This window comes from Alishewanella sp. HL-SH06 (genome assembly GCF_052656265.1).
On the sequence record NZ_CP199752.1, the window covers coordinates 3,271,336 to 3,283,552 of the forward strand.

The window sequence follows — 12,217 nt, forward strand, 5'->3', positions numbered from 1 at the left end:
TCGCTTTTTGATCTTGCCGTGCTCAGCATGATTTCGAGTTTCGTCACTATTTTTGAGACAAACTAAAAAAACGCTATTTTTCTCATAGAACTTTGCTAAAGTTATTTAAAGAAAGTAGAAAATTTAAATCGCATGAAGCAAACCGACAAAAATAAATGGCGAGCCATGCAAATTCAATATCGACTGAATTTGCGACACAAAGCAGAAAGTATTCAGCAAAACTGGATGGCACTGCAGCAAAACACCGATCCCGCTGCTTTGACGCAACTGCAACATCTCTCTCATCAACTTGCTGGTTCTGGCAGCATTTATGGCTTTCCGGATGTTTCTCGTTATGCCAAGTCGCTCAACCATTTGTTACAGAGTGTTGAACCGACTAAAGTCAGTAATGACACTACGATAAAACTGCAGCTCGCCGATTTAATTCAGGAGCTTAATAACCACTATACAGATGAATACGTTGCTGATGAGCCTGAAGTACCCTTAGCCGCGTTAGGTTTTAACCACGCTAAAATAGTGTTTGTTGATGATGATACTGACATGCTGCAGTATCATCGAGCGCCATTAGAAGCGGCTGGCTATCATGTTATTGAATTACAAGATATTAAGCAACTTTCTGCGACCGTTGCTGAACAGCAGCCGCTTGCTGCAATTTGCGACATGGTATTCCCTGAAGGCGAAACGGCAGGAGCCGATTATCTAATAGCGCTGCGTGAGCAGCAAGGTATTAATTTCCCTGTTATTTTTATTTCTGCTTTTGATACCTTTGACAGCCGGCTAGCCGCAGTGCGGGCTGGCAGTAGTCATTTTTTAGCGAAACCGGTTTCTTCACAGGCATTAATTCAGATGCTGGCGAACCTGTTACAACCACAGGAAGCAAACCCTTATCGGATCTTATTAGTTGATGACGATGCCGATGTATTACGCTTTTATCGTCAAGCCTTACAACTGGCAGGCTATCAAATTTTCTGTACTAACGACCCCAAAAACGCTCTGACTTTAATGATTAAACACCAGCCAGAGTTGGTTTTAATCGATTTACATATGCCGGGTTGTCATGGTTTAGAACTAGGGCAAGTTATTCGCCAACACAATGAATTAGTCAACATTCCTATTGTATTTATGTCGGCAGACGAGAGCACAGATGAAAAACTCGCTGCCGTGCGTTTAGCAGGTGATGAATTTATTCATAAACCCATTGCCCCCTGGCGTTTACTTATGGTGGTTGAAGCCCGCGTTAAACGCAGCCGACTGCTTCAACAGCAAAAGCGCCAAATTATGCGCCAGCCCGAATTAGTGCAGCACCTCGACACCCTTACTGCGCTGCCCACTTTATGGCTATTAAAAAAAGATATTGAGCATTTGCAGCAAAATCGCCAGCCTTTTTATATTCTTAAATTGAATCTCAATAAATTTCATTTGGTCAATGATGTATATGGCCATGGCACAGGTGATTTACTGTTGCAAACAGTGGCATGGAAATTAGCACAGCAACTGCGTGCAGAGGATAAATTGTATCGGCAAAATGGCGATGAGTTTTGGCTTTTAATTCACTCAGCAGATGTCAATGCAGTGCAAAAACTGGCAGAAAAATTGCTATTTCAACTCTCGCAACACTCCGAGGCGTTTCATGCCAATATTAATTTATCGGCAAGTATTGGTTTATGCGCTTCTCATGATCAAACAGCTAATGCCGATACATTAATGCAACAAGCCAATATGGCACAACATGAAGCCAAGAAAACACCGGGTTATCAAATTCGCTGCTATAACAGTACGATGCAATCGAACATCAGCAAGCGTTATCAAATACAACAAAGCTTGAAACAAGCCTTATTAGACGAGGCGTTTTATCCCGTTTATCAACCTATCGTAAATAGCCAAGGGATGTTAAAAGGCTTTGAGTTATTGTCACGATGGCAGCACAGCGAGTTTGGTCCGATTGCTCCAGATACTTTTATCCCGCTGCTCGAAGAAGAAGGGCTAATTAGCCAGCTCACCCAACAGATGTTGCATAAGGGCTTAGCGCAACTAGCCCACTGGCGTAAAACGCTGCCAGAACTGACATTAAGTATCAATTTGAGTGTGCCAGATATCGCCGATGCGCAGCTGCCTGAATTGCTTCAACAATTACTCCAAAAACAACAATTACCAGCAACAGCGCTCACCTTAGAAATTACCGAAAGCATTTTAATTCAACAAAAAGATCATATTACGAAGAAGCTAGAGCATTTGAAAATGCAAGGCTTTAGCATCGCTTTAGATGACTTTGGTACAGGCTACTCTTCATTAAGTTACTTGAATAACTACCCGGTGGATATTTTAAAAATAGACCGCAGCTTCGTGAGTAATTTATCCGACCCAAAAGCCAGACGACTCACCCTAGCGATCATTCATCTGGCCAAAGAACTAGAGTTAAAAGTGACCGCAGAAGGGGTGGAACAATTACAGCAACTCAGCATTTTACAAGACGAATATTGCCACTTTTATCAAGGTTATTATTTCAGTAAACCGCTAACAGTCGCCGAGTTAGAGCAAAGCCAATGGCTGCAGCCTTCATCGCAATTACTCGATACTTAGCTGCACTGATCTAACACATACATCAGATGCTGGTATTCTAAACCACTGTGCCGACTTAAGCCTATTTCACAGGTTCGGCTGGTTGATACCCCCCATGAGCACTCACTTACTTGAGACGCTAAGCTTGATAATGCAGAAGCATTTAACTCCGGCATAAAGAAACCTTTATCTCCGGCAAAACCACAACAACTAATATTGTCTGGCATTACGACTTGCTCGGTGCAAGCACCTAGTAGCGCCATCAGTTTATCTGCTTGCCCTAACTGCTGCGCACTACAACATATATGCAACGCAATGGGCTGTTTTATCTTGGTTAGCGTGAGCTTTGGTAACACAAACTCGGCAATAAAGTCGATACTATCGTACAGTTTTAAGCGTGGATCGAGTTTACCTTGCAAGGTTAAACTACAGGGGCTGGTGTCAGAAAAAATAGGGATCTGACCTTGCTGGCTATGTTGTAATAACCAGGTATTGAGTTGCTGTTGCTGCTGTTGTTGTGCGGCAAATTGTCCCTTTGATTGCAATGGCATACCGCAACACTGACTGGCTAAATCGGGGGCCAAAATCAATTGATAGCCGGCCTTAGCCAGTAAGTTGGCACTTACCTGCTGTAGTGAACGGCCATCATTGCTACCTTTAGCAGGCCCCATCACCCGGTTACTACAACTGCTTAAATACAAAACCGGTTTTAAACCCGTTTGCTGAGGCAACGCTGGCATGCGGTTGGCGGTGGGCATAGCGCTGTGCCACATGGGTGTATTTTTACCCAGTACACCGTAAGCCAGCTGCCCCACTCGCAAACCCAACTTTGCCAGCTGAGTCACTTTGGCAAATTTCGTAACGACCTGTCTTGCAACTGGCTGCCACGACTGATTATCTTTACTGCGTAATTGCCGTGTTAAATCGCCCGTGTTGATACCCACCGGACAAGCTGTACTACACATGCCACAAGCTGCGCAACTGGCATTACCTTGATAAGCATAATCTTTTATTAATTGCTTTAAACGTTCTGGCTTTTGCCCTGTTGTTTGTAAATGGCTAATTTCTCTTTGCACCACAATGCGTTGTCGCGGCGTTAAAGTAAGTTTACGTGACGGGCACACCGGCTCGCAAAAGCCACATTCAATACATTTATCCACTAACGCATGAGTTGCAGGTAACGCTTTTAGATGTTGCAGATGTAAGGTTTTATCCTGGCTAAGCACCACATCTGGGTTAAGAATATGCTTAGGATCGAATAACTTTTTAAGCTGCCACATAAGTTGATAAGCCGCACTCCCCCACTCCAACTCTACGAAGGGCGCCATATTGCGTCCAGTGCCATGCTCGGCTTTTAATGAACCACCATACTCAACGGCAACCAAATGCGCGACATCTTGCATAAACGCATCATAGCGCGCCACTTGCTCAGCGTTGTTAAAGCTTTGCGTGAACACAAAATGTAAATTGCCTTCCAACGCATGCCCAAAAATAATCGCCTCGTGATACTGATAACGGTCAAATAATTGCTGCAATGCTTGCACACCTGCGGCGAGATCGGCTAAAGGAAAAGTGACATCCTCAATGATCACCGTAGTACCGGTTTCACGAACGGCGCCCACCGCTGGAAACGTACCTTTGCGGATCGCCCACAATTGATCTGATACCTTCGCGTCAGTACTAAAATCAACGCTTTGCTCAAGGCTGAATTGTGCAGATAAGGCGGCTAGCTCGGTTAATTGCCGCTGTAAGGCCGCCGGTGAGTTAGCTCGACTTTCAATCAACAAAGCGGCAGCACCATCGGATAACGTTTTAACCCAAGGGGGTAAACCGGCTTTACCTGATACCGAACGTAAGCTTCGTCTATCTAACAGCTCTACTGCCGCGACCGGCGCCGTTTTCAATAAACTCACTGCAGCACAGCAACTGACAATATCAGGAAAAACCCACAACGCTGTCGCTTTATGGGCATGATCAGCCACAGTGTGATAGGTGACACTGCTGATAAAACCCAAGCAGCCTTCGGAGCCCACCATTAAATGGCTGAGGATATCGATAGGATCGCTAAATTCGGTGAGGGCGTTCAGTGAAAACCCCATGGTATTTTTTAAGCGGTACTTATGGCGAATCTTCGCCAATAACTCGGCGTTTTGCTGAGTTTGCTGTGCAAGTTCGGCCAATTGACGCAGTAATGCCGCATGCGATTGCCGAAAACGCGCCACACTATCGGCCTCTTCGGTGTCTAGCACGGTGCCATCAAATAAGACTACCCGCATTCCCGCAAGGGTATTAAAACTGTTTTGCGCCGTACCACAGCACATGCCACTGGCATTATTGGCGACGATACCGCCAATTTTACAACTATTTATTGAGGCAGGATCCGGCCCTATTTTTCGACCATAAGGCGCTAGCCATTTATTCGCTTGTGCACCAATCACGCCGGGGCCTAAACGGATCTGTTCCCCTAAACCAAAAATGCGATATTGCTGCCAATTTTCGCCAAGCACCAATAATACGGAATCCGTTACCGCTTGCCCTGACAAGCTGGTACCCGCAGCGCGAAACGTCACCGCCACTTGGTGTTGCAAAGCCAGTTTTAGCAACGACACCACTTCAAGCTCAGATTCGACTCGCAACACCAATTGCGGATTTAAACGATAGAAGCTGGCATCAGTACCAAAAGCTAAGCAGGATAACGCATCGTCAAACCAGCGTTCATTGGGAATAACGGCATGGGCAGAGGCTAAAAAAGCAGGGCTAATAGCAGGGCGGCAACTCACAACATTTACCTAAGAAATCAGTTTTATACTAATTAACAGTTTTTTCGAACAGAGGCTAGCGCTTGTTGTGCTTTGTGGGTGATTTTGCGAAGAAAAACCAATGTACTGCGGTGTGCAGCAAAGCCAACGCTTAACAGCGCGTTAGCTTTGCTACGAGGGCGTTACTCTGCTGCTTTTGATACGCCAACCATAGCCGGACGTAACAAGCGACCATTTAACTCATAACCTTTTTGCATAACAAAGGTCACGGTATTGGGCGGTACATCATTTGACGGCTGAATGCTCATCGCTTGATGTTGTTCCGGGTTAAACGGCTGCCCCGCAGGGTCAATTTGCACCACACCAAACTTAGCTACTGTATCTAAAAAGCTCTTCATGGTCAGCTCTACGCCTTCAATGATGCCTTTAAACGCTTCATCTTCACGGTTGATAAAGTTCAGTGCGCGCTCAAGGTTGTCGGCAACGGGTAATAAATCACCGGCAAACTTTTCTAACGCAAACTTGTGCGCTTTTTCAACATCTTGGCTAGCACGACGGCGAGCATTTTCAGCATCAGCTTTAATGCGCAGCATTAATTCGTGTTGTTCGGCCAACTGGCTTTGCGCTTTAGCCAGTTCATCTTCCAGCTTAGCAATAATGGTCTGCTCAGAAGACAGCTCTACCGTATCGGTATTAGCATCGTTAGTGGCCTGATTCGTTGCTTCTGTGGGTTCGGAAGGCTTTTGTTGCTCAGTCATTGTTACAATACTCCAATTAATGTAGGGGTATTATGGGGATCAATTCTGCCGATTCAAGTTTAAATTTAATTGTGCCGCGCATCCTTCGAGTAAAGGGATTAATTTTGCGTAATCCATCCGCCGCGGGCCAAGCAAAGCGACAAAGCGATGTGGCTGCGTTTGATAGCTTTGGGCGATTAAACTTAATTGCGATAACTCAACAAATCCAGACTCTTTACCTAAAATGAGTTTAGGTTGAGCATCACGGGTGACCGTTTGTAACAACGTAATTAAACCCGAGGGTTGCTCTAGCATTTGCACGACTTGTTGTAATGCAGGGTTTTGCTGGTAATCCGGCGTTAGCAATAATTGATGTTGTCCATAAATCAAGGGTTGATGCTGCACAAACTCATCTAAGCTTAATTGGCCTAACACTTTTTCAATAAGGATCTGGCCAAGGCCCGTTTCATTGCGCAAAATCGTGTTTAAACGCACCATGCCATCTTGCCATTGTCCACCGGCTAAAGCGGCATTAAGTAAGCACAACACCTTGCTCATGGTGGCGGAATCGACACTTTGCTCACAATTAATAATACGATGCAGGATGTCACCGTCTTCATCGACCACCACCAACAACAAACGATCGCTGGCTAAGCGCACTAAGTCCACTTGCCGCACTTCGCGCCCTGCGGCTTTAGGAGCGCTAACAATGGCCACACAACCGGTTAAGTTCGCTAATAATTGTCCGGCTTGTTGACACATTAATGACACCGGCAATTGCGGTAGTAAGCGGCTGGTTATTTCATTTTGCCATTTGTCACTCAAAGGCGCCAACTGCAGCATTTTATCAATGAATAAACGAATACCTAAAGTGGTAGGGATCCGCCCTGCCGAAGTATGCGGTGAGCGAATTAATCCTTGTTGTTCCAGTTGCACCATGGTGTTGCGCACCGTTGCAGAGCTCACATCGAGCTGTTTATGCTCAGCGATCAACTTTGACGCTACGGGCTGGCCATCGAGCAAATATTGCTCAACAATCAACTTTAAAATTAGCTCTGTTCTGCTTAATGCCACAGCCATGCGCAATACCTGTAATTAAATTAAAGAGGTAATGGGGTTTTTATTCTCAAATTCAAGCAGTTTTGCATAATCGCTCTATAAAGCGGTTTTGTCTAAAGATGTTAAGTCCATAGCGCTTTGCCCAAAAGCTTAGTTGATTGACAAGGCTGCAACTTCTTGTGGGTTATGTATATACTGAACGGGTCTGGATAAGGAAGACTGTTGCTATGAGTTCTACATTTGCCAAAGTTGGTTTAATTGGAAAACCCCATCACCCTGGCGCGAATCAAACATTGGCCAGCCTTTATCACTTTTTAAAAACCCAAGGCCTCAGTGTATTTGTCGAAGAGCAAGTCGCTCAAAGCTTACAACTGGCTGATGCGGTGATCCTTGATTTGGTTGAATTGGGCAAAACCTGTGATTTAGCGATTGTGGTAGGTGGAGATGGGAATATGCTGGGCGCCGCGCGGGTGTTAGCCCGTTTTGATGTGGCTGTACTTGGCGTGAACCGTGGCAATCTAGGCTTTTTAACCGATCTGGCGCCTGAGAATTTTGAGCAACCGCTAAAAGATGTACTGGCCGGTAACTTTGTGACAGAGAAACGTAACTTACTGGAAATTTCCGTGCATCGACACGGCAGTATAAAAAGTAGTAACAGTGCGGTTAACGAAGCGGTGTTACACGCCGACAAAGTGGCCCACATGATTGAATTTGAGGCCTATATCAATAATGAATTTGTATATAGCCAGCGCTCTGATGGTTTAATTATCAGCACGCCTACAGGCTCTACCGCCTATTCCTTATCCGGTGGAGGCCCTATTTTAACACCGGATCTGGATGCCATGAGCTTAGTGCCGATGTTTCCACATACCTTAAGTAGCAGACCCTTAGTCGTTTCCGGTAACAGTGAGATACGCTTAAAAGTCGCTGAAACGAATGATGCCCATCTGCAAATAAGCTGCGACAGTCATGTTATTTTGGCTGTTATGCCGGGCGACGATATCTATATTCGTAAACACCCCAACCCACTGCGCTTGGTGCATCCTCCGGGCTACAGTTATTATCATGTCCTGCGCAATAAATTAGGCTGGGGCAGTAAACTGTATTAGCCAGCAAATATTTGTGCATCGACAACTTGCCAAAACAGAAAATACTGTATAGATTTACACTGTATACTTAAACAGTTATCGGAGTGGATTTATGCTGTGTCATCTTCATATCAGTAACTTTGCTATAGTGCGTGCGTTGGAAATTGACTGGGCCGCAGGTATGTCGACTATTACTGGTGAAACCGGTGCCGGTAAATCCATTGCTATTGATGCCCTTGCTATTTGTTTAGGAGAGCGTGCCGATGCGGCAGTGCTGCGCCCTGGTGCAGACAAAGCCGATATTGTTGCCACCTTCGATATTAGCCAACTGACTACCGCCAAAGACTGGCTACAACAACAAGATTTACTCATGGGAAATGAGTGTATTGTCCGGCGGGTAATCAGTGCTGAAGGCCGCTCACGAGGCTATATTAATGGCGTACAAGTACCGGCACAGCAGTTAAAACTACTAGGGCAGCATCTGCTCGCCATTCATGGTCAACATGCACATCAATTACTGCAAAAAGCTGATTATCAACGCCAATTATTAGACGCTTTTGTGGGTAAACCAGAGTTACTGCAACAAACACGTCAAAGTTATCGCTATTGGCAACAACTCAAGCAAGAGTTTAGCCAATTGGAGCAATCGCAGCAGCAACGTGATGCCCAGCGCCAATTGTTAGAATATCAAGTGGCTGAGCTCGATCAATTTGCGCCACAAGTCTCTGAATTCGACCAACTTGAAGCTGAGCACAGCCGTTTGAGCCATGGCCATACTCTACTGACACAAAGCCAACAATGCCTACAACAACTGTACGATGACGATAATCAAAATATTTATCGTGCGTTATCACATTTAACTCAGCAATTAGAGGAATTAGTTCAGCTCGATCCAGCTTTGCAAAATGTGCAAAACATGTTGAATGACGCTTTGTTGCAAACCGAAGAAGCCAGTCGTGAATTACGTCGCTATGCCGATAAAGTAGAACTGGATCCTGAGCGTTTACAAGAAATTGATGAGCGCATGGGCACTTGGCTTAATTTAGCTCGCAAGCATCAAGTTAATGTTGAAAACCTGGCCGAGTTACATCAGCAACTGAGCCAACAACTGGCTGAATTAACCGGCCATGACAAACGCCTAAACGAATTAGCACAGGCGATTAACCAAGCTGCAGACGTGTATCAAGTAGCGGCAACCAAGCTCACAGAAGCTCGGCAACTAGGGGCAACAGAATTAAGTGCGTTAATCACCCAAAATATGCACGAACTCAGTATGGCTAATGCCCGCTTTGCTATTGATTTACAAAATTTACCACTAGAACACGCTAGCGCCATGGGTTTAGATCAAATTAGCTTTACCGTTTCCACTAACCCTGGCCAGCCCTTACAAGCGCTGGCGAAAGTCGCATCGGGTGGAGAGCTGTCGCGGATCAGTTTAGCCATTCAAGTTATTTTAGCCGATAAGATCACCACACCCACCTTAATTTTTGATGAGGTTGATGTCGGGATCAGTGGGCCTGTGGCTGCCGGTGTCGGTCGCCTGTTACGCCAATTAGGCCGCAGCACACAAATTATTTGTGTAACACATTTACCGCAGGTCGCTAGCCAAGGTCACCAACAATTGTTTGTTGAAAAATATACTGACGGCCAAGCCACAGAAACACGTATGCGTCAGCTATCTGATGATGAACGTATCCAAGAAATTGCCCGTTTACTCGCCGGTGAAAACATCAGTGCCAATGCTTTAGCTAATGCTCGGGAACTATTATGTGCGCCTGTAGTCTGATTCAGGGTTTTTTCTGCACAGCTATCATAGGGTATGATAGCGTTATTCACTTTAAATTGATGATCATTATGAAAGCAGTATTAAAGACAGCATTACTCGTGGCCACTTTAGGCTTAAGCACGGCATGTAGCAGCTGGGTATACCGTATTGATATTCCACAAGGTAACTTCTTAGAACAAAAAGACGTGGATAAGCTACGAGTGGCAATGACAAAAGAGCAAGTTATTTATGTTTTAGGCAACCCTGTTGCCGCCAATCCGTTTGATACCAACACCTGGCATTATTTTTATGCTTTAAAAGGTGGTCGTGGTAACAACTTTGAAAAACGGCTAGTGGTCGAGTTTAAAGAAGACCGCTTAGTCAATATCAATGGCGACTTCACTAAACACGCTGACTTTGACAAACCGCTGGATATTTAGTTTTTAAGCAAAGCGACTTAGCTTATGAATACAAAAAACCACAGATGAAGCCTTTGCACTTCATCTGTGGTTTTGTTGTTTTGGGTATTCCCCTGTCGCTGCAGTATCTTTTTAAACCAGTGTTTAAATTTAGCGCTTTAGCGGCTTGGCAAAACGCCGCCAAAACAGCCTAAAATCATACAAACCACTGAGTTAGGTACGGTATCAAGCGGTAAGTGTACTCACTTATCAAACTCGGCATAAAGTCACTTCAGCCACTTTTCAAAAGTACCTGTAGTTAATTTGGCCGGCCGCCTGTTACTTTATCAGCGCGGCCTTCTTCTTTAGCTTTTTCTGCTCGGCGCCGCCGTAAATCTTTCGGATCAGCAATTAATGGGCGATAAATCTCAATACGATCGCCCTCTTTTACTTGATCGGATAACTTAACCGGCCGACTCCAAATACCCACTTTTTGCGACGTTAAATCGATCTGTGGGAATTGTTGTAAGATACCTGACTGCTTAATAATCTGTTCGATACTTGCCACACGACTTACCGCAAGTGTTAACAGCACCTGACGCTCAGGTAAGGCATAAGCCACTTCAACCGTAATACGATCGGCAGCTGCCGCCCCCGCACTGGAATTATCCATAAACTTGTTTTGCCCGTTGTGTAAAAGCCTGCACCATGGCCGCGGTTAACTCTTGAAAAATCTTACCAAAAGCAAACTGTATTAACCGACTAGAAAATTCAAACTCTAGCTTTAAAATCACTTTGCAGGCTTGATCGTTTAAAGGTTCAAACTCCCAGCCACCACGTAAATGTTTAAATGGCCCATCGACCAATTGCATCTCAATACGTTGAAAAGGATGCAAATGATTACGAGTTGTAAAAGATTGACCAATACCGGCCTTGGAAATATGTAACTTCGCCACCACCTCTTTCTCAGCACGACTAACTATGTTGGCAGCACTACAACCTGGTAAAAATTGCGGGTAAGCATCGACATCATTTACCAGTTCAAACATTTGTTGCGCGCTGTAAAAAACCAAGGCACTGCGCTCAATTTGTGGCATACTCACTCCCCTTACATCAGGCCACAGATTGTAACAGAATAACGCCCAGCGACAACCTTGCACCGTGTAGCCTGCATAACTGAATATGAATACATGATGGCTGCAACTAGCCAAAAAAGTGAATTATGAGTAAAAAGCAAACAAACAAAAAGAACAATGGCACCATCGCGCAAAATCGTAAAGCGCGCCATGAATACTTTCTAGAAGAACGGTTTGAAGCCGGTCTGAGCCTGCAAGGCTGGGAAGTAAAAAGTATTCGGGACGGTAAGGTTAACTTATCGGATGCTTATGTCATCTTACAAGATGGCCAAGCTTATTTGTTTGGCGCGCAGATCCAACCCTTGAATAACGCCTCTACCCATGTCATTTGCGATCCTGACCGCAGCCGTAAGTTATTACTGCATAAACGCGAGTTAATGAAGTTAATTGGTTTAAAAGAACGTGATGGCTATACCCTTATCGCCACGGCTATGTATTGGAAAGCCTGCTGGGTAAAATTAGAATTTCACTTGGCAAAAGGTAAGAAAAACTTCGACAAACGTGATGATATTAAAGATCGCGATTGGTCTCGTGAAAAAGAGCGCATGATGAAGCATTCAAAACGCTAAACAGGCTTTTATTTTGATTCGACGCTTGAAAAGCGTGCAAGTGAACCTAATAAAGTAAAAATGTTTGTAGTAACACACTGCTGTGCCATTGGTAATTAGCAGATTAAAGGCGTATACTAGAAATTCACTGAAGGTGTTAGTGTTAGA

General features: G+C 44.8%; 10 protein-coding genes. 5 read left to right on the forward strand and 5 right to left on the reverse strand.

Annotation, left to right across the window (positions count from 1 at the left end):
• The first annotated feature begins 132 nt into the window (after positions 1–132).
• Complete coding sequence (locus ACUJFK_RS15145; RefSeq protein WP_445425366.1) at positions 133–2,580, forward strand: putative bifunctional diguanylate cyclase/phosphodiesterase; 2,448 nt, start codon at positions 133–135, stop codon at positions 2,578–2,580.
• Here ACUJFK_RS15145 and ACUJFK_RS15150 read toward each other — a convergent pair.
• The 3 genes from ACUJFK_RS15150 to hrcA form a co-directional block, all read right to left on the reverse strand.
• The gene (locus tag ACUJFK_RS15150) at positions 2,577–5,321 is read right to left on the reverse strand and encodes an FAD-binding and (Fe-S)-binding domain-containing protein (protein WP_445426795.1); all 2,745 of its coding nucleotides are present in this window, start codon (positions 5,319–5,321) and stop codon (positions 2,577–2,579) included. The genes ACUJFK_RS15145 and ACUJFK_RS15150 overlap by 4 nt on opposite strands.
• Before the next feature lie 179 nt (positions 5,322–5,500).
• A complete protein-coding gene (gene grpE, locus ACUJFK_RS15155) occupies positions 5,501–6,076 on the reverse strand; it encodes a nucleotide exchange factor GrpE (RefSeq protein ID WP_226751178.1) in 576 nt (191 codons plus the stop codon).
• A 39-nt stretch (positions 6,077–6,115) separates the two neighbouring features.
• Positions 6,116–7,135, reverse strand: coding sequence for a heat-inducible transcriptional repressor HrcA (hrcA, locus tag ACUJFK_RS15160; RefSeq protein ID WP_306177633.1), 1,020 nt, complete (start codon positions 7,133–7,135; stop codon positions 6,116–6,118).
• A gap of 206 nt (positions 7,136–7,341) precedes the next feature.
• Between hrcA and nadK the strand changes: the two genes are divergently transcribed.
• From nadK to ACUJFK_RS15175, 3 genes are all read left to right on the forward strand, one after another.
• The gene (gene nadK, locus ACUJFK_RS15165; protein ID WP_226751176.1) at positions 7,342–8,223 is read left to right on the forward strand and encodes an NAD(+) kinase; all 882 of its coding nucleotides are present in this window, start codon (positions 7,342–7,344) and stop codon (positions 8,221–8,223) included.
• Positions 8,224–8,314: 91 nt separating this feature from the next.
• Positions 8,315–9,988 (forward strand): DNA repair protein RecN, encoded by a 1,674-nt coding sequence (gene recN, locus ACUJFK_RS15170; RefSeq protein ID WP_445425367.1) that lies wholly within the window; start codon positions 8,315–8,317, stop codon positions 9,986–9,988.
• A 59-nt stretch (positions 9,989–10,047) separates the two neighbouring features.
• Positions 10,048–10,407: an outer membrane protein assembly factor BamE gene (locus ACUJFK_RS15175; RefSeq protein WP_226751174.1), complete on the forward strand. Its 360-nt coding sequence runs from the start codon at positions 10,048–10,050 to the stop codon at positions 10,405–10,407.
• Positions 10,408–10,684: 277 nt separating this feature from the next.
• Here the strand turns inward: ACUJFK_RS15175 and ACUJFK_RS15180 are convergent, their stop codons facing one another.
• Both ACUJFK_RS15180 and ACUJFK_RS15185 read right to left on the reverse strand, forming a co-directional pair.
• Positions 10,685–11,038, reverse strand: a complete 354-nt coding sequence (locus ACUJFK_RS15180) for an RnfH family protein (RefSeq protein ID WP_229586269.1) — start codon at positions 11,036–11,038, stop codon at positions 10,685–10,687.
• Positions 11,031–11,462: a type II toxin-antitoxin system RatA family toxin gene (locus ACUJFK_RS15185; protein ID WP_226751172.1), complete on the reverse strand. Its 432-nt coding sequence runs from the start codon at positions 11,460–11,462 to the stop codon at positions 11,031–11,033. Before ACUJFK_RS15185 ends, ACUJFK_RS15180 begins: the two co-directional genes overlap by 8 nt.
• Before the next feature lie 125 nt (positions 11,463–11,587).
• Between ACUJFK_RS15185 and smpB the strand changes: the two genes are divergently transcribed.
• A complete protein-coding gene (gene smpB, locus ACUJFK_RS15190) occupies positions 11,588–12,070 on the forward strand; it encodes an SsrA-binding protein SmpB (protein WP_226751171.1) in 483 nt (160 codons plus the stop codon).
• The last annotated feature ends 147 nt before the right edge of the window (positions 12,071–12,217 follow it).

Bases quoted from the DNA above. Each gene is read 5' to 3' on its own strand.
- ACUJFK_RS15145 (WP_445425366.1), top strand. From the start codon at position 133: ATGAAGCAAACCGACAAAAATAAATGGCGAGCCATGCAAATTCAATAT.
- grpE (WP_226751178.1), bottom strand. From the start codon at position 6,076: ATGACTGAGCAACAAAAGCCTTCCGAACCCACAGAAGCAACGAATCAG.
- hrcA (WP_306177633.1), bottom strand. From the start codon at position 7,135: ATGGCTGTGGCATTAAGCAGAACAGAGCTAATTTTAAAGTTGATTGTT.
- nadK (WP_226751176.1), top strand. From the start codon at position 7,342: ATGAGTTCTACATTTGCCAAAGTTGGTTTAATTGGAAAACCCCATCAC.
- recN (WP_445425367.1), top strand. From the start codon at position 8,315: ATGCTGTGTCATCTTCATATCAGTAACTTTGCTATAGTGCGTGCGTTG.
- ACUJFK_RS15175 (WP_226751174.1), top strand. From the start codon at position 10,048: ATGATCATTATGAAAGCAGTATTAAAGACAGCATTACTCGTGGCCACT.
- ACUJFK_RS15180 (WP_229586269.1), bottom strand. From the start codon at position 11,038: ATGGATAATTCCAGTGCGGGGGCGGCAGCTGCCGATCGTATTACGGTT.
- ACUJFK_RS15185 (WP_226751172.1), bottom strand. From the start codon at position 11,462: ATGCCACAAATTGAGCGCAGTGCCTTGGTTTTTTACAGCGCGCAACAA.
- smpB (WP_226751171.1), top strand. From the start codon at position 11,588: ATGAGTAAAAAGCAAACAAACAAAAAGAACAATGGCACCATCGCGCAA.